General features: G+C 70.8%; 19 protein-coding genes. 6 read left to right on the top strand and 13 right to left on the bottom strand.

The features are described from left to right. The first annotated feature begins 382 nt into the window (after positions 1 to 382). Entirely contained in the window at positions 383 to 592 is a 210-nt protein-coding gene (locus ABZU52_RS14665; RefSeq protein WP_030486383.1) for a PspC domain-containing protein, read from the top strand. Positions 593 to 1,060: 468 nt separating this feature from the next. Here the strand turns inward: ABZU52_RS14665 and ABZU52_RS14660 are convergent, their stop codons facing one another. The 7 genes from ABZU52_RS14660 to pdxH all read right to left on the bottom strand — a co-directional run bounded on the left by ABZU52_RS14660 (position 1,061) and on the right by pdxH (position 7,178). After that, the gene (locus tag ABZU52_RS14660; RefSeq protein WP_354971544.1) at positions 1,061 to 1,912 is read right to left on the bottom strand and encodes a DUF4230 domain-containing protein; all 852 of its coding nucleotides are present in this window, start codon (positions 1,910 to 1,912) and stop codon (positions 1,061 to 1,063) included. A gap of 99 nt (positions 1,913 to 2,011) precedes the next feature. After that, the gene (locus tag ABZU52_RS14655) at positions 2,012 to 3,175 is read right to left on the bottom strand and encodes an acyl-CoA dehydrogenase family protein (protein ID WP_354971543.1); all 1,164 of its coding nucleotides are present in this window, start codon (positions 3,173 to 3,175) and stop codon (positions 2,012 to 2,014) included. Positions 3,176 to 3,210: 35 nt separating this feature from the next. Next, positions 3,211 to 3,516 (bottom strand): type II toxin-antitoxin system VapB family antitoxin, encoded by a 306-nt coding sequence (locus ABZU52_RS14650; protein ID WP_030329612.1) that lies wholly within the window; start codon positions 3,514 to 3,516, stop codon positions 3,211 to 3,213. Positions 3,517 to 3,703: 187 nt separating this feature from the next. Continuing rightward, entirely contained in the window at positions 3,704 to 4,306 is a 603-nt protein-coding gene (locus ABZU52_RS14645) for a nitroreductase family protein (RefSeq protein ID WP_354971542.1), read from the bottom strand. Beyond that, positions 4,306 to 5,235: an aldose 1-epimerase family protein gene (locus tag ABZU52_RS14640; RefSeq protein ID WP_354971541.1), complete on the bottom strand. Its 930-nt coding sequence runs from the start codon at positions 5,233 to 5,235 to the stop codon at positions 4,306 to 4,308. The genes ABZU52_RS14645 and ABZU52_RS14640 overlap by 1 nt, the downstream gene beginning before the upstream one ends. An 18-nt stretch (positions 5,236 to 5,253) precedes the next feature. Beyond that, entirely contained in the window at positions 5,254 to 6,552 is a 1,299-nt protein-coding gene (locus ABZU52_RS14635; protein ID WP_354971540.1) for an MFS transporter, read from the bottom strand. Continuing rightward, on the bottom strand, positions 6,549 to 7,178 hold the full coding sequence (pdxH, locus tag ABZU52_RS14630) for a pyridoxamine 5'-phosphate oxidase (protein ID WP_354971548.1): 630 nt from the start codon (positions 7,176 to 7,178) through the stop codon (positions 6,549 to 6,551). Before pdxH ends, ABZU52_RS14635 begins: the two co-directional genes overlap by 4 nt. Before the next feature lie 279 nt (positions 7,179 to 7,457). Here pdxH and ABZU52_RS14625 point away from each other — a divergent pair, with 279 nt between their 5' ends. From ABZU52_RS14625 to sepH, 3 genes are all read left to right on the top strand, one after another. Then, a complete protein-coding gene (locus tag ABZU52_RS14625; protein ID WP_354971539.1) occupies positions 7,458 to 8,564 on the top strand; it encodes a citrate synthase 2 in 1,107 nt (368 codons plus the stop codon). Positions 8,565 to 8,790: 226 nt separating this feature from the next. Continuing rightward, on the top strand, positions 8,791 to 9,918 hold the full coding sequence (gene serC, locus ABZU52_RS14620; protein WP_354971538.1) for a phosphoserine transaminase: 1,128 nt from the start codon (positions 8,791 to 8,793) through the stop codon (positions 9,916 to 9,918). A gap of 185 nt (positions 9,919 to 10,103) precedes the next feature. Further along, complete coding sequence (gene sepH, locus ABZU52_RS14615; protein ID WP_354971537.1) at positions 10,104 to 11,186, top strand: septation protein SepH; 1,083 nt, start codon at positions 10,104 to 10,106, stop codon at positions 11,184 to 11,186. 54 nt (positions 11,187 to 11,240) lie between these two features. On the opposite strand, the gene ABZU52_RS14610 is transcribed toward sepH, so the two are convergent. Then, the gene (locus ABZU52_RS14610) at positions 11,241 to 12,071 is read right to left on the bottom strand and encodes an alpha/beta fold hydrolase (RefSeq protein WP_354971536.1); all 831 of its coding nucleotides are present in this window, start codon (positions 12,069 to 12,071) and stop codon (positions 11,241 to 11,243) included. Positions 12,072 to 12,086: 15 nt separating this feature from the next. Continuing rightward, entirely contained in the window at positions 12,087 to 12,752 is a 666-nt protein-coding gene (locus ABZU52_RS14605; RefSeq protein WP_354971535.1) for a DUF4097 family beta strand repeat-containing protein, read from the bottom strand. A 237-nt stretch (positions 12,753 to 12,989) separates the two neighbouring features. Between ABZU52_RS14605 and ABZU52_RS14600 the strand changes: the two genes are divergently transcribed. Then, positions 12,990 to 13,757, top strand: a complete 768-nt coding sequence (locus ABZU52_RS14600) for a helix-turn-helix domain-containing protein (RefSeq protein ID WP_354971534.1) — start codon at positions 12,990 to 12,992, stop codon at positions 13,755 to 13,757. Positions 13,758 to 13,802: 45 nt separating this feature from the next. On the opposite strand, the gene ABZU52_RS14595 is transcribed toward ABZU52_RS14600, so the two are convergent. The 4 genes from ABZU52_RS14595 to ABZU52_RS14580 all read right to left on the bottom strand — a co-directional run bounded on the left by ABZU52_RS14595 (position 13,803) and on the right by ABZU52_RS14580 (position 17,810). Further along, positions 13,803 to 14,312 (bottom strand): hypothetical protein, encoded by a 510-nt coding sequence (locus tag ABZU52_RS14595; RefSeq protein ID WP_354971533.1) that lies wholly within the window; start codon positions 14,310 to 14,312, stop codon positions 13,803 to 13,805. 96 nt (positions 14,313 to 14,408) lie between these two features. Further along, a complete protein-coding gene (locus ABZU52_RS14590; RefSeq protein ID WP_354971532.1) occupies positions 14,409 to 15,692 on the bottom strand; it encodes an MFS transporter in 1,284 nt (427 codons plus the stop codon). Between the two features lie 72 nt (positions 15,693 to 15,764). After that, on the bottom strand, positions 15,765 to 16,214 hold the full coding sequence (locus tag ABZU52_RS14585; protein WP_354971531.1) for a MarR family transcriptional regulator: 450 nt from the start codon (positions 16,212 to 16,214) through the stop codon (positions 15,765 to 15,767). Between the two features lie 117 nt (positions 16,215 to 16,331). Continuing rightward, entirely contained in the window at positions 16,332 to 17,810 is a 1,479-nt protein-coding gene (locus ABZU52_RS14580; protein WP_354971530.1) for an NCS2 family permease, read from the bottom strand. A gap of 88 nt (positions 17,811 to 17,898) precedes the next feature. Here ABZU52_RS14580 and ABZU52_RS14575 point away from each other — a divergent pair, with 88 nt between their 5' ends. Beyond that, the gene (locus ABZU52_RS14575; protein ID WP_354971529.1) at positions 17,899 to 18,144 is read left to right on the top strand and encodes a DUF2530 domain-containing protein; all 246 of its coding nucleotides are present in this window, start codon (positions 17,899 to 17,901) and stop codon (positions 18,142 to 18,144) included. The last annotated feature ends 8 nt before the right edge of the window (positions 18,145 to 18,152 follow it).

The raw sequence follows: 18,152 nt of genomic DNA, 5'->3' as shown, positions 1-18,152 counted from the left end.
CGCCCGGCCAGGCCGCCCGCCCGGCCACGCCGCCAGGCCGCCAGGCCGCCGCAAGATCGTGCTCGATCCTGGATCTAGTGGTGTACGCGCGTGCTCGATGCCACTACAACCAGGATCGAGCACGATCTCCGCCCCGCTGAGGCAGACGCGGCGGACCAGGAGGCGGGCGGCGGGCGCTGGCCGGCTGGGGTGGGCGCGCCAAATGACCGCGGCGGGTGGTGGGCGGCGGGCGACTCGGGGAGGCGTCAGCAAGGGGCTGCCCGGGTAAAGCACCTACGGGTCCACGGGTCGCCGCTCATCCTCGGGACCGAGGGCGAGGTGGCCATCCCTTTCTACCGTGGATTGCAGACGCGGCGCACCGCCGCAGAGTGGGAGTACGACGATGAGTCGCAAACTGGTCCGGCCCCGCGAGGGGCGCATGATCGCTGGTGTCTGCGCCGGTCTCGGGCGGCGGTTCGGCATGTCGGCCGGGATGGTCCGGCTGCTGTTCCTGCTGTCGTTGCTGCTGCCCGGCACGCAGGTGATCGTCTACCTGATCCTGTGGGTGCTGATGCCGAACGAGGACCGCTACCTCGCCTCCACCGGACACTGATCCCGCCCCGCACCCCACGTAATTAGAGATCTTGGACAGTTTCCGTTAGCACCTAACGGAAACTGTCCAAGATCTGCTCGTATCGCAGCCCAGGGCATCGAAGATCCGATAGATCGATGATCGCCTTTGGCCACGGCGGCGGCTTGAGAGCGCCGGAACCACCGGAGGCGCCGGAACCACCAGGGACAACCCGGACCACCGGGACCAACCGGACCGCCAGGGACCACCGGGACCACCGGACCACCGGGGGACCACCGGACCACCGGGACCAACCGGACCACCGGGGATCGCCGGGGATCGCCGGGGATCGCCGGGATAACCCGGGACAGCCCCAGGCCGCCCGAGCGCCGAGAACCTCGGGCGGCGGCCCACCCGCGGGGGCATCAGACGGGAGCGCCCGCTCCGACGGAAGTCGGAGCGGGCGCTTCGGCGTAGAGGGGCGGGAACTTGGCGTACCGGGGGGGCAGGTCAGGGGGCGATGTAGGTGACCGTGATCTGCTGGTAGCCGAGGGAGCGGAGCAGCCCCTCCAGCATCTTGCGGGTGTTCTCCTCGGCTCGGGCGGAGAGGCCGCTGTCCCGGGCGGCGGCGGTGATCCGGTCCTCGGCGAGCTGGTAGACCTGCTGCTGCCGGTTGGGGTCGTTGCCGACCAGGTCGCCGAGCCGGTTGAGCAGACCGCGCTGCTCGGCGAAGACGTAGCTCTTCTCCATGTCGAGGTTGGTCTCGCCGAGCTGCGGAGCGGGCAGCTTGATCTCGACGGACTTGCCGTCGGCGGACTGGACGACGGCACCCTCACCGATCTTGGTGAAGTCGACGTACGCCTCGACGCTGCCGGCCCCGACGAAGAGGGTGCGCTCGTTGAGCAGGAAGTCCGGAACGTTGCGCCGGTCGTTTTGGGTGTCGACCACGACCTGGAAGTTGCCTTCGGCGGCCACGTAGCGGCTGAGGTCCTGGATCGACTTGAGCAGTGGCGGCTGACTGCGGTCGGTCTGCTCCTTGGCGAACGGGTTGCGGAACTCCGGCAGGATGCCGGTCGCCTGGATGCCGAGCAGCACGACCACGGCCAGCGCGGCGGCGCCGAGCAGCAGGAGCAGACCTCGGGCCGCCCCACCACCGCCGCCACCGGCAGGGCCATCGCCACCGCCAGGGCCAGCAGGACCGCCGGGGCCGGCGGGACCACCGGGACCAGCAGGGCCATCGGGGCCGTCCGGCGTATCCGCGGTCCACTCGGGTGTCGAGGTCGACCGCGCCTTGAGATCGTCACCGGTCGGGTAACCGGGGAACTCCCTCGTGGGCTCGTTGCTGCCAGCGTCGCGGGCCATCACGCTCACCGTCCTCGTCAGACACGTCGTCTGTCAATGACGGTACGGCCCCGATACGACACCCGCGCGGCGAGCGCCAGGAAGCGACAAAAGGGCAGGTCAGGCGAACGCGGCAAGCCCGGTGAGCCGCTGCCCGATGACCAGTTGGTGGATTTCGGAGGTGCCCTCGTAGGTCAGCACGCTCTCCAGGTTGTTGGCGTGCCGCATCACCGGGTACTCGCCGGAGACGCCGTTGGCGCCGAGGATGGTCCGGCACTGCCGGGCGATGGCCAGCGCCTCCCGCACGTTGTTCAGTTTGCCCACGCTGACCTGCTCGGGGCGCAGCCGCCGGGCGTCGGCGAGCCGGCCCAGGTGCAGCGCGAGCAGTTGCCCCTTCACCAACTCCACGGCCATGTCGGCGAGCTTCGCCTGGGTGAGCTGGAAGCCGGCCAGTGGGCGACCGAACTGGGTGCGGGTGGTCGCGTACGCCAGGGTTGTTTCCAGGCAGTCGCGGGCCGCGCCGACCGCGCCCCAGACGATGCCGTACCGGGCCTCGGTGAGGCAGCTCAGTGGCGCCTTGAGCCCGACCGCCTCGGGCAGTTGGGCGTCGGCCGGGAGCCGGACGTCGTCGAGCACGATCTCACCGGTCACCGACGCGCGCAGCGACATCTTGCGGCGGATCTCCCGGGCCGTGACGCCGGGCGTGTCCATCGGTACGGCGAAACCCCGTACCCCCTCGTCGGTGCGCGCCCAGATCACCGCGACGTCCGCGATCGGCGCGTTGGTGATCCACATCTTTCCGCCGGTGAGCACCCAGTCGTCGCCGTCGCGGCGGGCGCGGGTGGCCATCGAGGCGGGGTCGGAGCCGTGGTCCGGTTCGGTGAGGCCGAAGCAACCGATCGCCTCGCCGGTGGCCATCGACGGCAGCCAGCGTTGCTTCTGCTCCTCGCTGCCGTAGCGCCAGATGGCGTACATGGCGAGCGATCCCTGTACGGAGACCAGGGAGCGGACGCCGGAGTCGCCGGCTTCCAGCTCCTGGCAGGCCAGCCCGTAGGCGACCGCGGAGGCGCCGGCGCAGCCGTAGCCGGTGAGGTGCATGCCGAGCAGGCCGAGCTTGCCGAACTCGCGGGCCAGCTCCCGGGCGGGCACCTGGCCCTGCTCGTACCAGTCGGCGACGTGTGGCCGCACCCGGTCGTCGACGAGTTGGCGGACGACGTCCCGGATCTGTCGCTCCTCCTCGCTGAGCGACGGGTCCAGGTCGAGCAGGTCCAGCGGAGCGGTCATGGACGCCACCTTAACGAAGCTTCAGGTCGAGGCGCTCACTCGATGGGCTCGGAGAGCACCAGCACCCGCGCGTGGATCTGGTTGCGCTGCTGGAGGGCGGCGCGCAACGCCCGGTGCAGCCCGTCCTCCAGGTAGAGACCGCCGTTCCACTGCACCACGTGCGGGAAGAGGTCACCGTAGAAGGTGGAATCCTCGGCGAGGAGCTTGTCCAGCGCCAACTCGCGCTTGGTGGTGATCATCTGATCCAGGCGCAGTGGCCGCGGCGGGATCTCCGCCCACTGCTTGAGCGTCAGATTGTGCTCCGGATAGGGACGCCCGTCCCGGACCGCTCTGAAGATCACGACGGCACGCTCCCCTCCCCGTGGCCGGGCCGACCGACGGCGCCGAGCCGGGCCGCGGCGGGCACCGCGCGGCGCGGCACCGATGACCGTGCCAGCCTAGCGGGCCAGCGCACGTTGCGTTCTGCTCCCTGATGTCAGTTTCACTACCGCTCGTCCGATCCTCAACCGGACGAACGGGACGTCCGACTCAGTTCCACCGACCGCGCCGCACCACTTCGTCCATCGGGCGACGCCCACGGCGCAACGACGGTGACCGATGGTCGGCCGCTCGGTAACCGATTGTGACGGCACCGATGGGTTGGTACTCCGGCGGCACGCCGAACGCGTCCCGGTAGGCGGCGAGCCGCTGCGGCGGAATGCCGAAGAAGCACGCCCCCAGCCCCTCGTCCACGGCGGTGAGCAGCATCAGCAACGCGGCGAAGCCGGTGTCCACGTGCCAGTACGGCACCGGCCACCGGTCCGCGGACTGGTCCGTCCAGCCCTTGTCCGGCTCCGCGTACCGCCGCAGGTAGGCCGACTCGTTGGCGTGCGGCACCACGATCAGGGGTGCCCGGCGCATGCCCCCGAGCCAACGCTCCCGCCCACCGCCGTCGGGGGTGGTGGCGGCCCAGAACCGGTCCCGATCGGCCGGCTCCTCCAACACCAGGAAACCCCAGCCCTGGGCGAAGCCGGCCGATGGCGCGCGGACCGCGTGGTCGAGCAGCCGGTCCACCACGTCGGGCGGGACCGGACGGTCCGGGTCGTAGTTGCGCACCATCCGCCGACGGCGGACGACCTCGCCGAACTCCATCAGGCTCCGGGGCGGATGCCCCAGGCACCTCGCCAGCTCGTGCCGGGCTTGAGCGTGAGCAGATCCTTGCCCGACCGGAAGGCGTCCGGTGGGCAGGTCATCGGCTCGATCGCCACCGAGCGGCGGTGCCGCTCGCCGGTGAGGGCGTCCCCGGTGAACACCTGCCACCAGCCGAACTCGGCATCTGCCCAGATACTCACCCCGGACGAACCGTCCGGCGCGGAGAGGCTCACCGACGAACCGCCGTCGGCGTCCCGGATCACCTCGCCAAAGCAGGAGTCCAGTACGGCCGCGCCGATCCGGCGGGGGCTGGTCCAGTCGTACTCGGTGCCGGCCACCGGGGTCACCCCCACCGGCAGCAGCCGACCGTCCACCAGCACCCGGCTCCGGGTGGGCAGCCGCAGCACCAGGTCGTCCACCGCGACGCCCGGCAGTTGCAGGTACGGGTGCACGGAGAAGCCGAACGGTGCCAGCTCCGCGCCGATGTTGGTCACCTCGTGCTCGGCGCGCAGCCCGTCCGCGTCGATGCTCCACCGGCTGCGCAGCCGCAGCGGCCACGGGTAGCCGGGCTGCGGCGGCAGGTCGTAGCCGACCGTCACGGCGTCCGCCGACTGCTCCAGCAACTGCCACGGCACCCAGTTGACCAGCCCGTGAATGGCCACGTGCCGCTCGGGCTCGGTCAGTGCGAGCTGGTGCGTCCGCCCGCCGAACGGGTAGCGACCATCGCGGATCCGGTTCGGCCAGGGTGCCAGCACCTGCCCGGTGCAACCGGGGCAGACCTCGTCGGTCTGGTACCCGTCGACCAGGTCGACACCGTCGTGCCGGTACGTCCGGAGCCCACCGCCGACCTCCACGATGACGGCCTCGTGGCCGGCGGCGGAGATGGTCCACTGGGCGCCGGAGAACGGGCGCGGATCGGGGCTGTCCATGTCGGCGACCCTAACCGGTCAGGTCCGCTCGTCGCTCGACGCCGTCGCAGCCCGGTAGCGCAGCAGCGCCGGGAACGCGACAGCGAGCACCACCACCAGCACCGCGGAGGCGAGCCCACCGGCCACCCAGGCCACCCCGCCGCCGAACCCGGCAGCCATGGTGCCGGCGCGCAGGTCGCCCAGGCGCGGACCACCGGCCACCACCACCGTGTTGACGCCCTGGAGTCGGCCGCGCATCCGGTCCGGTGCGTAGACCAGCAGCATCGACTGACGCAGCACCGCGCTGATCAGGTCGGCGGCGCCGGCCACGGCGAGCAGCACGACCATCAGCCAGAGCTGGTGGGCCAACCCCGCCGCGGCGATCGCCAGGCCCCAACCGACCACCGCGAGCACCAGGCCGAGCCCCTGTCGGCGGAGCCGGCCGATCCAGCCGGAGGTCAGCCCGCCGATCATCGACCCGATCGCGATGGCGCTGTAGAGCAGGCCGACCGAGCCACCGCCGCCGAACCGCTCGTGCGCGATCTCCGGGAAGAGAGCCCGTGGCATGGCGAGGATCATCGCGATCAGGTCCACCCCGAAGGAGAGCAGCAGGACCGGGGTGGTGGCCAGGTAGCGGAACCCGTCGATGACGCTGGCCAGGCCGGCCCGCCGGGCCTGGCCGTCGGCGGTGGGCTCGGGCGGTAGCGAGGGCAGCCGCAGCGCGGCCCAGAGCAGCGCGGTGAACAGCACCGCGTCCAGGCCGTACGCGATCGGCAGGACCACAGTGGTGTCCGGCGAGGCGGCGAGGATCAGGCCGGCGGCGAGCGGGCCGGCGACCGAGGCGGCGGTGAAGGTCGTGTAGTTCAGGGTGGTGGCGGACGCCACCAGGTCCTCCGGCACCAGCCGGGGCAGCATGGCACTGCGGGCCGGCGAGCTGATCGCGAAGGCCACCGACTGCACCGCCATCAACGCCAGCAGCAGCACCGGGCTGCCCACGTTCAACAGCGCTTGGACCAGCAGACCGAGGGTGGATGCCCAGAGCAACAATGAGCCGCCGAGCAGCACCGCACGCCGGTCGCGGGCGTCGGCGACCGCGCCGCCCCAGATCCCGAAGACCAGCAACGGTACGAAGGCAGCGACACCGAGCAGGCCCACCCAGAACGAGTCCCGCGTCAGGGCGTACATCTCCACCGGCACCGCGACGGCGGTGAACTGGAAGCCGAACATCGCCACGGTGTTGCCGAGCCAGAGCCGGCGGTACGCCGGAACCCGCAGCGGGCGTACGTCGATCGCCCAGCGGCGCGCCACGCGCGGTCGGGTCTGCTGCACACCCGTCACGGCGCCAACCGCTCGACGATCCAGCCACCCTCGTCGAGGCGACGGAAGCGGAGCCGGTCGTGCAGCCGGCCGGCCCGACCCTGCCAGAACTCCACCGAATCGGGTTGGACCCGCAGCCCGCCCCAGTGCGACGGGGTCGGAATCTCGGCCTGGTCGGCGAACCGTTCGACGGCCTCCCGGTACCGGTCCTCCAGCACCGCCCGGTCCGACACGACCTGGGACTGCGGGCTGGCCCAGGCACCCAGTTGGGAGCCTCGCGGCCGGCTGGCGAAGTACGCCTCGCTGGTGGCCCGGTCGACGGGCACGACCCGCCCGGCGACCACCACCTGACGCTGCATGGGAAACCACGGAAAGACCAGGCTGGCGTAGGGGTTGGCGGTCGCCTCGACACCCTTGCGCGACAGGTGGTTGGTGAAGAAGACGAAGCCCTCCGGGTCGTACCCCTTCAGCAGCACCGTCCGCCCGCTCGGCCGGCCGGCCGGGTCGGCGGTGCCCACCACCATGGCGTTCGGTTCGGGTAGCCCGAAGGCCACCGCGTCGGCGAACCAGCTGTCGAACTGGGTGTGCCAGTCAGCGGCCAGGTCAGCCTCGGTCAGGCCCAGGTCCGCGGCGTACTCGTTACGCATCGCGGCCGGGGCGGGTGTGTCACCCGTCACGTCCCCACTCCTTCTCGGGGGCCCCGCCAGCACCCTCCCGCGCTGACCAGCCCGCCCTGCCCCAGTCTCACTGAGCCGGGCAGAGAATGCGCGCCCGGGGATGTCGCGTGCAGCACAGTCGCAGCGGGTCGCGTATCCCTTACTCAGCAGGCAGTATGTTCCGAACACATCCCTGAGGGTCGCCTAAGGCGCTCGGCCGATCGGGCCGGATGAGCGATCGGGCGCACCGACCAGATCCAGGAGAGCGACATGGCCGATTTCAAACCCGGGCTGGAGGGCGTCGTCGCCTTCGAGACCGAGATCGCCGAACCTGACCGTGAGGGCGGCGCGCTGCGTTATCGCGGAGTCGACATCGAGGATCTGATCGGCCAGGTGTCGTTCGGCAACGTGTGGGCCCTGCTGGTCGACGGCCGGTTCGGGCCGGGTCTGCCGCCGGCGGAGCCGTTCCCGGTGCCGGTGCACTCCGGTGACATCCGCGTCGACGTGCAGTCCGCGGTCGCCATGCTGGCCCCGTACTGGGGTCTCAACCAACTGCTGGACATCTCCGACGAGCAGGCCCGTGAGGATCTCGCCCGGGTCTCGGTGACAGCGCTCTCCTTCGTCGCCCAGTCCGCGCGCGGCCTCGGCCTGCCGGCGGTGCCGCAGAAGGAGATCGACAAGGCGCAGACCATCGTCGAGCGGTTCATGAAGCGCTGGCGTGGCGAGCCCGACCCACGGCACGTCAAGGCCGTCGACGCGTACTTCATCTCGGCCGCCGAGCACGGCCTGAACGCGTCCACCTTCACCGCTCGCATCGTCGCCTCCACCGGGGCGGACGCGGCTGCCTGCATCTCCTCCGGCATCGGCGCCCTCTCCGGCCCGCTGCACGGCGGCGCCCCGTCGCGGGTGCTCAGCATGCTGGAGGCGGTGGAGCGCAGCGGCGACGCGGAGGGCTACGTCAAGGGTGTCCTCGACCGCGGTGAGCGGTTGATGGGCTTCGGCCACCGCGTCTACCGGGCCGAGGACCCGCGCGCCCGAGTGCTCCGGCGCACCGCCAAGGAGCTGGGCGCGCCGCGCTTCGAGATCGCCGAGGCGCTGGAGAAGGCCGCTCTCGCCGAGCTTCAGGCCCGCCGCCCGGACCGGGTGCTGGCCACCAACGTCGAGTTCTGGTCGGCCGTCGTGCTGGACTTCGCCGAGGTACCGGCGCACATGTTCACCTCGATGTTCACCTGCGCCCGGATGGGCGGTTGGAGTGCACACATCCTGGAGCAGAAGCGCCTCCAGCGGCTGGTCCGCCCGTCCGCCCGCTACCTGGGCCCGGCGGCCCGCAAGCCGTCCGAGGTCGAGGGCTGGGCGGCCATCCCGCACGGCGTCTGAGCGGTGGTGAAGGGCCCCTCTTCGACGCCGAGCGTCGGGGAGGGGCCCTTGTCGACGCCTCGCGTCGAAAAGCGGTCATTGTCGACGGCTGCCTCGGGCCGACTGTGGCGAACGACTCAGACCGACCGCCGGGACCCCGCCCATCGCCGCCCGGCCCGGGTGCGAGGATGGGGGCCGGCAGTGTCGCCGGGCCCGCCCTCGCCCTTGCGGAAGGATCTTCAAGACCGTGGCTGACGCACCGATCATCCGGATTCCCGATGAGATCAAGCCCGCCGACGGACGTTTCGGCTGCGGCCCGTCCAAGGTCCGCCCGGCGGCGGTGTCCGCCCTCGCCGAGGTCGCGACCAGCTACCTCGGCACCTCGCACCGGCAGAAGACGGTCCGTGACCAGGTGGCCCGGCTGCGCTCCGGCATCGCCGAGTTCTTCTCCCTGCCCGAGGGCTACGAGGTGGTGATCGGCAACGGTGGCACCACCGCGTTCTGGGAGGTCGCCACCTTCGGCCTGATCCGCGACCGGGCCCAGTTCGCCAGCTTCGGCGAGTTCGGCGCCAAGTTCGCCAAGTCGGTCACTGACGCCCCGTTCCTGGGTGAGCCGACCGTCCGCAAGGCTGACGCCGGCAGCGCGCCGGCCCTGGTCGCCGAGTCCGGCGTGGACGCGTACGCGACGCCGCAGAACGAGACCTCGACCGGTGTGGCCGTCCCGATCAGCCGGGTGGCCGGGGCCGACGAGGGCGCGCTGCTGCTGGTCGACGCGACGTCCGGCGCGGGTGGCCTGGAGGTCAACGTCGGCGAGACCGACGTCTACTACTTCGCCCCGCAGAAGTGCTTCGGCTCCGACGGCGGCCTCTGGCTGGCCCTGATGTCCCCGGCCGCTCTGGACCGGGCCGCCGAGATCAAGGCGTCCGGGCGCTACATCCCCGCCTTCCTCGACCTGGTCACCGCGATCGACAACTCGCGGCTGGAGCAGACCTACAACACCCCGGCGCTGGCCACCATCTTCCTGGCCGCCGAGCAGACCGACTGGATGAACGCGCAGGGCGGTCTGGCCTGGGCGGCGAAGCGCACCGCGGAGAGCGCCGCCACGGTCTACGGCTGGGCCGAGCGGTCCAGCGTGGCCACCCCGTTCGTGACCGACCCGGCGCTGCGCTCCAACGTGGTCGCCACCATCGACTTCGCCGACGGGGTGGACGCCACGGCGATCGCCAAGGCGCTGCGCGCCAACGGCATCGTGGACACTGAGCCCTACCGCAAGCTCGGTCGCAACCAGCTGCGGGTGGCGCTGTTCCCGGCGGTCGAGCCGGCCGATGTCGAGGCGCTCACCGCGTCCATCGACTACGTGGTCGAGCGACTCTGACGTTCGTCACGGTCGGTGTCCGCTGGGGCCTCCACGGACACCGACCGTAGTCATCGCCGCAGCTCAGTCACGACATGCGGGGTGTCGCTTCCCCCACCCTGAGGCAGATGCGCGTACGGTGGTCCGAGACGCCTGGGTGGCCGACTCGTGGCGTACGGCCAGCGAAGCGGGACGGAGGCAACGTAATGCGCCCAGTACGCTTCGTCGCCCTTTCCGAGGACGGCCAGGCGCTGGTGCTCGCCGACGAGGTCGGGCGACTCCTCGCCCTGCCGATCGACGAACGCATCGCCGGCGTGATGCACCCCGAGCCGGGTGCCCCGCCGCTGGCGGTGGCACCGAGCACCGTCGACCCGACTCCCTCACTGTCCCCCCGGGACATCCAGGCCCGCATCCGCTCCGGTGAGTCCGCCGAGGACGTCGCCCGGATCGCCGGGGTGCCGGTCGACCGCGTGCTGCGCTACGCCGGCCCGGTGTTGCAGGAGCGGGCCATGCTCGCCCAGCACGCCCGGCGCACCCGGCTCAAGGGCGCGGAGAAGCCCACCCCGCTCGCCGAGGTGGTCAACGGCCGCCTGAGCCAGCACGGCATCGACACCGAGAAGATCTCCTGGGACGCGTACCGGCGTGACGACGGCACCTGGCGGATCATCGCCACCTGGCCGTCCGGCAAGGCCACGGCGCAGGCCATCTGGGACATGGACAAGGCCCGGCAGGTGGTCACGCCGCACGACGACATGGCGCAGTACCTGTGCGCCGAGCGGCCCACGCCGATCCTCGGCCAGGAGCCGGCACCGGAGCGGGGCGGGCACGGCCTGCCTGGCCCGTCGCGCGGCGAGCCGAGTCGTGGCGGGCACGGGTTGCCGGCGGCGTCCGAGCACCCGCGCCCCGGCCGCGATCCGATCCGGGCCGGCCGTGACGCCCTACTCGCCTCCCTGGACCGCCCGCTCGGCGCCTCGTCGGGTCGTGGGCTGGAGCCGCGTACCCCGGCTGCTCTCGCCGGGTCGGACGCACCCCGGCAGCGGCCGGTCGGTGGGGGTGCCGCCGCGCTGCTCGGCGGTGGCCAGGGCTCGGCCTTCGACGACGATTCGGACGCGCCCAAGGAGGTGCCGGCCGTGCCGTCGCTGGCGGTGCTGCGGCCCCGCCGGACGGGCGCCGCGGCGGCCGCCGCCGGCGGCGAGTCCACCGACGCCAGCGGCAAGCCGCGCAAGCGGCTGCCGAGCTGGGACGACGTGCTCTTCGGCAGCGGCCCGGCCGCCCGCGAATCGTCCTGACGCTTCGCGTTGACGGGTGACCTTGCGGCACCCGTCAACGCGAGCGTTCTGACCTCACCGAATGTCTCCGGCGCCTTCGCGATGAGGGGTGGCGACCCCGCGCACGGCGTCGGCGACGGCCCGGAAGTCCTTCTTGAGGATCGCGCCGTGGTTGCTGGCGACCTTCGCGCCGATCGTTATGTTCGGGTTGCGGGCGGTCACCGCGTCGAGGCTGGCGCGGATCTTCTCCTGCTCGTCACCCCGGCTCCCGAGGGACGTTCCGGAGGCGACCACGTACCGCACCGGGACGGTGATGGCGTCCAGCACCGGGCCCAGTTCGCGTTCGCGGGAGAGTTCACCGAGTTCGATGTTGCTGTCCGCCATCTGGTCGGCGTTCATTCGTGGGGTCAGGCCGGTCGGGCGCAGCAGCGGCATGAACAGGTTCATTCGTCGGAACATCGTGCGGATTCGTTGCGCCATGGCCTCGTCGAGCCAGTCGTGCGGGAACGCGCCGTCGACCAGGACCGCGCCCAGGACGCGCTCCGGGTTCCGGTTGGCCCAGTGCGCCCCGACCACCGCTCCGTAGGACCAGCCCACCAGTACCGCCCGGTGTACCCCCCGGGCGGCGAGAACGGCGTCGACGTCCCGGACGGCCGCCTCGAACGAGTAGTCGGCTGAGACCTTCGACTTCCTGCCGCGAGCCCGCTCGTCGTAGCTGATGTGCCGGAACCCGCTGCCCAGGTCGGCGATGACCCGCCGCCAGTAGCCCTGGGTGGCGAACTGACCGTTGAGGTAGACCACGGGGATGCCGGGACCGCCGGTGTCGGTGACGGCGAGGGCGGTGTCGTCGACCGACACCATGCCGGTCCACGTCGAACTGGTCGGGGACATGCTGTTGTTCGTCATGTTGATCAGTCCTTTTCAGAGGCTGCGGGCGTTGATGTCGCCGTTCTGGGTGCTGGCGTGGATGTCGAGTTCGGCGGTGCCGTCGTTCTTGAGGGCGTTGCTGACGCGGCCGTGACCGGTGCCGGCGTCCAGGGCGGCCGAGACGCCTGCGGCGGCGGCAACCGAGATGTCGCCGGACCCGGTACGGAGGACGACAGTGCCGCGCAGGGCCTCGGCGATCCTGATGTCGCCCCGTGCGGTGCTGATCTCGGCGGGGCCGTTGAGTCGGCCGACCTCGACGTCGCCGTCGATCGCGGTGAGCCGGACGCTTGCCGCCTCGTCGATCTTGGTCTTCCGGTACGCCCCGTCGAAGGCGACGTCACCGAGGCGTCCGACGCCCCGAACCTCGGCGCTGGCCGCCCTGGCCTCGACGCGGGAGTCGGTGGGCAGCCGGACGGTGACCTCCAAGGATCCGGACGGGCCGAAGAGCTTGTTGATGGGGCCCGCGGTGGTGATCCGCAGGACGCCGTCGGCGTAGGCCACTGTGGTCTGCTCGGCGGTCGTGGTGTCGCGGCTCTTGGCGGGGTCCGCCGGGCGGACCTCGACGGTGGTGTCGGCGCGGTCAGCGGCGATGAACTGGACGCGTCCGGCGGGGATGTCCAGGACGACGGAGATCGGGGCGGGGGTGTCGAACCTCTGCATCGGGCTCTCCCATGTTCGCGCTGCGTTTTCGATATGGGAAAAGCTACGTTGCTTTCCAATAGCAGGCAACGAGCTAGTTGCACTCCTACAGCGTTTTGCCTGCTAAACATCTTGAGTTTGTTGCAACCGTCCTGAATCTAATGCAACGACGGCCACGGCAGCGTTGCATTGGAGAGTAGGTGAACGCTATAGTGACGGAGTTCGGGAGCACCGCACAGAACCAGCAGGGAGATCGGAATGCCGGGAGGCAGGCTCAGCCACCAGGACCGCCAGCAGATCGCGCTGGGGCTGGCCGACAGCCTCCCGTACGCCGAGATCGCGCGACGTCTCGACCGTCCCACCTCGACGGTGACGCGTGAGGTGATGCGCAACGGCGGCCCCAACGGCTACCGCGCGGACCTGGCCCACCGCGCAACCGAACACCGCGCCCACCGGCGCAGGTCCGCCCCTCCCCGAGGGGCCGAGTCGACCCGCCAACCAGACGGAAGCGACGCCCAGGCCGTGGCCGAGTACGAGGAGACGTTCACCACCGTCCTCATGGCCTCCGGTCTGAACAAGATGGCCGCCCGGGTGCTGGCCCGCCTCTTTCTCACCGACTCGGGCAGCCTCACCGCATCTGAACTCGCTCAGCGCCTCCAGGTCAGCCCGGCGTCGATCTCCAAGGCGATCACCTTCCTGGAGAACCAGAGCCTCGTCCGCCGCGAACGTGACGAACGTCGCCGCGACCGCTACGTCGTCGACGACGAACTCTTCTACCAGGCGACGATCGCCAGCGCCCGGGCCAACGACCATCTCGTCGCAACCGCACGCCAGGGCGTCGCCCTGCTCGGCGCGCACACCCCGGCCGCCGCCCGCCTGGAGAACATCGCTCGCTTCCTCGACTTCATCAGCGAGAGCATCACCCGCGCTGCCGAACAGGCCCGCGAGGTCCTCCGCAGCACACCCTCCACCGCGACCAGCAGGGTTCCGCCGGGTCACAGCGACCAGGCGGCAATCCGGTCGTAGTGCGGCCGGCCGCCGAGGTGGCTGCGATGGCCCTTGGTATCCCGGTCAGCGGTGCCGCTGCCGGTGCCCGGCGCGGGCCGCCGGAAGGGCCAGCCCGGCAGCGTGCAGCACGCCCTCCACCCGGACCCGCTCGATCTCCTGATCGACGCCCTCCAGTTCGGCGAGGTGCTCGGGGACGCCGAGGGCGCGGCAGGCGAGACGAAGCCGGTCGTCGTACGCCTGGAGCAGCGCGCTGTGCCAGACCATCGACCGACCGGTGCCGCCGATCCGCTGACCGCCGAGGCGGCGCAGGTCGGCAGCGAGTTGCTCGAGCGGGCGGCGGTCAGCGCGGTCGAACTCAGTGAGGTCGATGTCCCGGGTCAGCGCGTCGGCCTCGATGGCCCGGTCGAGACGGGCGATGGTGCGCTTCTCCCGTCGACGGTCGCGCCACTCGGACCAGCCGCAGACCACCCGGTCGAGGATCTCGTCGTAGCAGAAGAGCAGGGCGAACGCCGCCGGCAGAGTGGCCACGGCGAGGAACGCCAGGGCCAGCATCAGCGCGCGTCCGACTCCCACGTATCGACGCTAAGCCCCACCGTGCCACCCCGCCAGCGATTTGGCCGCATCCGCGCGATCGGCCCAACCGGACGCGGCCGGGGCGCCCCTTAAACCTCAGCAGTCGGTCGAGGTGACGTAGAAACGGGGCATCGGCAGCACCCGGAAGCGCAGCCGGGCACCGGAGTGGCGCAGCTGCCAGGTGAGCGCGATCAGCGCGGCGGCCAGCGAGATGAGCCCGCCCATCCAGATGCTGGCACCGGCACCGTAGTGCTCCGCGACCCAGCCGATCAGCGGCGCGCCGACCGGGTTGGTGCCCAGGAACACCAGCACCCACAGGGCCATCACCCGTCCCCGGAAGGCCGCGTCCACGCCCATCTGGATCCGCTGGTTGGCGGCCTGAGCGAAGAACACCATGCAGAAGCCGGTCGGCACCAGCAGCGCCACCACCAGCCAGTACGCCGAGGAGAGGCCGACCAGGGTGCCGAAGCTGGCGCAGGCGATCGCCGCGCCGAGCACCAGCCACACGGACGGACGGCTACGCCGACCGGTGCCACTGAGCGCACCGCCGAGCGCGCCGACGGCCAGCGCCGTGCTGAACAGGCCGAACGAGGCGGCACCGGTGTGGAAGACCGTCTTCGCCAACGCGGCCAGGGTGAGCTGGAAGTTGAACAACGACATGCCGATCACCGACATGATCGCCATCGGCAACAGCAGATCGGGCCGACGCCACACGTACCGCAGACCGTCGACGACCCGGGCGGACGCCCGCTCGTCGCGCGGCAGCAGGGCGTCGCGATGCAGCTCGGCCGTCCGCATCCGGACCACGTTGACCAGGGGCGCGATCGAACTGAGGGCGGTGAAGAGGAAGACCGGGCCCACGTTGAACGCGGCGATGGCCAGGCCGGCCACGGCCGGGCCGACGATCCGGGCGGAGTTGAACACGGCGGCGTTCAGCGACAGCGCGTTGGGCAGCAGGGGCGTGCCGACGAGTTCGGAGACGAATGCCTGCCGGACCGGGGTCTCCACCGCGTTGGCCGTACCGAGCAGCGCGGCGAAGGCGAAGACGTGCCAGAGCTGCACCAGGTCGGTGATGACCAGCAGGGACATCCCGAGCGCCAGCAGGCTCCAGAAGGCGTTGGCGACGAAGAGCAGCACCCGCTTGTCGTACCGGTCGGCGAGGCGGCCGGAGAGCAGGGTGAGCAGGAGCACCGGGGTGAACTGACAGGCGGTGACCACGCCGAGCGCGGTGGCCGAGTTGTTGGAGAGCTCGAGGACGAGCCAGTCCTGGGCGATGAACATCATCCAGACGCCGATCAGCTTGATCAGCTGCCCGGATGCGAAAAGTCGGTAGTTGCGGACCTGTAGGGACTGGAACATCGTGCTCAGCTTCGCCTGCACTCTTGGTGCGCCTCCTCCGGACGTACGCGTCATCGACACGTGACGGCACGGACCCGGTGGCGCGGGTGCGGCTCAGGCGCGAGCGAGCTGCTGGAGAATCTCGGCGGCCCTGTGCAGGGTCTCCCGTTCGTCCTCGTCGAGCGCGGCCAGCCGGTGGGCCAGCCATTCGTCGCGGGCCCGCTCGAACTGGTCGAGCACGGCCTGCCCTCCTTCGGTCGCCGCGAGGATGACCTGCCGGCCGTCGGTCGGGTGGGGGGTCCGCCGCACGAGGCCACGGTCCTCCAACTTCGCGACGATCTTGGTCATCGTCGGCGGCTGCACCCGTTCGATCTCGGCCAGTTCCCGGGGTGTCATCGTGCCCGCCAGCCGCAGGCTGGTGAGCGCGGAGACCTGGGTGACCGTGAGGTCGCCGACCGGCCGGGCCTGTCGGACCCGCCGGTTGAGTCGGGTGATCGCATCTCGCAGCTGGGGAGCCAGCTGCGCCGGTGGCACGCGTTCCGCCGTCACCGTCCGCTCCGTCACGTTAGTTAGCTTAACTAATGAGCATGGCTAACGACATCCGTTATGACCAGGCTCACGGGGATGTTTGTGCTGTTCCGGGCGGGGAATCACCCTCGACTCCCCGCCCGGACGACGCTCCTAGAGCACCAGCGACTCGATGGGCCCGCGCAGGAAGTACAGCACGAAGAGCGCGGCCACCCCGTACAGCAACGGGTGGACCTCCCGGGCCTTGCCCTTCGCCAGCTTGACCACCACGAAGGTGATCAGACCGGCGCCGATCCCGTTGGAGATCGAGTAGGTGAACGGCATCAGCACGATGGTGAGGAACGCCGGAATGGCGATCTCGTAGTCGGACCAGTCGATCGTCCGTACCGCGGTCATCATCAGGAAGCCGACCACCACCAGCGCCGTCGACGCCGCCTCGAACGGCACGATCACCACCAGCGGCGCCAGGAACATCGCCAGCAGGAAGAGAACGCCGGTGACCAGGCTGGCCACGCCGGTCCGGGCGCCCTCCCCGACACCTGCGGCACTCTCGATGTACGACGTGTTGCTCGACGTGCTGGCCGCACCACCGGCCGCCGCCGCGATCGAGTCGACGAGCAGGATCTCCTTGGCCTTCGGCGGGGTGCCCCGCTCGTCGAGCAGGCCACCCTCCTGACCGACCGCCACCATCGTGCCCATGGTGTCGAAGAAGTCCGTGATCAACAGGGTGAAGACGAACATCAGCACGACCACCCAGCCGGCCCGTCCCCACGAGTCGAGCACGTTGAACTTGCCCAGCAGCGACAGGTCCGGCACGTCCACCACCGTCTTGGGCAGCTCCGGCACGTTCAGTGCCCAGCCCTTCGGGTTGGGCTGACCGTTGACGAACGACGGGCCGATGTTGGCGACCGCCTCGACGATGACCGCCAGCACGGTGGAGGTCAGGATCCCGATCAGGATCGCGCCCTTCACCCGGCGCACCACGAGCACCAACGTGAGCAGCAGGCCCACCACGAAGACCAGCAACGGCCAGCTCACCAGCTTGCCGCCGATACCCAGGCCGACCGGCACTGTGGTGTTGGCCGCGTCCGGAATGCGCCGGACGAAGCCGGCGTCCACCAGGCCGATGATGGTCAGGAAGAGGCCGATGCCGACCCCGATCGCGGTCTTCATCTGGGTCGGCACCGAGCGGAACACCGCGGTCCGCAGACCGGTCAGCACCAGCACCGCGATGATCACACCCTCGATCACCACCAGGCCCATCGCGTCGGCCCAGGTCATCTCGGGGGCGATCTCGTACGCCACCAGCGCGTTGACGCCCAGACCGGCGGCGAGCGCCAGCGGGAACCGGCCGACCACACCCATCAGGATGGTCATCAGGCCGGCGACCAGCGCGGTCGCCGCAGCCAGCGCGGGAATCGGGAGGGTCTTGCCGTCACCGTCGACGGCGCCGCCCAGGATCAGCGGGTTGAGCACCACGATGTACGCCATCGTGAAGAAAGTCGCCAGGCCACCGCGTACCTCACGGCTCAACGTCGAGCCGCGGGCCGAAATCTCGAAGAACCGGTCGAAACCGTTACGCGGATGAGCAGGGTTGGGAGGGGTGCCGTTCTCGGGCGGCGCTACGGCCATCAGGTCCTCGCAGGTGATCTTCCGGTTGTCGCGCGCATCGTCCCAGATCGTCGGTGGGCAGCGGAAGCAGATCCCGTACGCTTGCCGAATGCCGACCGAGCAGCCACCGCGGCCCGCACCACTGGACCCGCCGATGGTGCCGTTCGCCCTCGCCGGGTTGATCGCGTGGGCGGTGGCCGGGTTGGTCCTGCTGATCTTCTTTCGGGGTTGGTTGACCGACCACGATCACCAGAACTGGCTCTGGACCTGCCTCGCTGGTTTCCTGTGGGGCTTTCCCGGCCTCGCCGTGATGATGCGCCACGACGCCAACCGACGCCGCCGCCGAGCGAGGTGAGCTGACCA

This window comes from Micromonospora sp. NPDC005220 (assembly GCF_040607895.1).
Classification (GTDB): domain Bacteria; phylum Actinomycetota; class Actinomycetes; order Mycobacteriales; family Micromonosporaceae; genus Micromonospora.
Note: the sequence above shows the minus strand (reverse complement) of the source record. Positions and strands in the feature narration are given on the sequence as shown.

Excerpts from the sequence above, each read along its gene's own strand:
- ABZU52_RS14625 (WP_354971539.1), top strand. The coding sequence starts at position 7,458 with ATGGCCGATTTCAAACCCGGGCTGGAGGGCGTCGTCGCCTTCGAGACC.
- ABZU52_RS14665 (WP_030486383.1), top strand. The coding sequence starts at position 383 with ATGAGTCGCAAACTGGTCCGGCCCCGCGAGGGGCGCATGATCGCTGGT.
- pdxH (WP_354971548.1), bottom strand. The coding sequence starts at position 7,178 with ATGCGTAACGAGTACGCCGCGGACCTGGGCCTGACCGAGGCTGACCTG.
- ABZU52_RS14660 (WP_354971544.1), bottom strand. The coding sequence starts at position 1,912 with ATGGCCCGCGACGCTGGCAGCAACGAGCCCACGAGGGAGTTCCCCGGT.
- ABZU52_RS14575 (WP_354971529.1), top strand. The coding sequence starts at position 17,899 with ATGCCGACCGAGCAGCCACCGCGGCCCGCACCACTGGACCCGCCGATG.
- ABZU52_RS14645 (WP_354971542.1), bottom strand. The coding sequence starts at position 4,306 with ATGGAGTTCGGCGAGGTCGTCCGCCGTCGGCGGATGGTGCGCAACTAC.
- ABZU52_RS14605 (WP_354971535.1), bottom strand. The coding sequence starts at position 12,752 with ATGCAGAGGTTCGACACCCCCGCCCCGATCTCCGTCGTCCTGGACATC.
- ABZU52_RS14640 (WP_354971541.1), bottom strand. The coding sequence starts at position 5,235 with ATGGACAGCCCCGATCCGCGCCCGTTCTCCGGCGCCCAGTGGACCATC.
- ABZU52_RS14655 (WP_354971543.1), bottom strand. The coding sequence starts at position 3,175 with ATGACCGCTCCGCTGGACCTGCTCGACCTGGACCCGTCGCTCAGCGAG.
- ABZU52_RS14610 (WP_354971536.1), bottom strand. The coding sequence starts at position 12,071 with ATGACGAACAACAGCATGTCCCCGACCAGTTCGACGTGGACCGGCATG.
- sepH (WP_354971537.1), top strand. The coding sequence starts at position 10,104 with ATGCGCCCAGTACGCTTCGTCGCCCTTTCCGAGGACGGCCAGGCGCTG.
- ABZU52_RS14600 (WP_354971534.1), top strand. The coding sequence starts at position 12,990 with ATGCCGGGAGGCAGGCTCAGCCACCAGGACCGCCAGCAGATCGCGCTG.
- ABZU52_RS14580 (WP_354971530.1), bottom strand. The coding sequence starts at position 17,810 with ATGGCCGTAGCGCCGCCCGAGAACGGCACCCCTCCCAACCCTGCTCAT.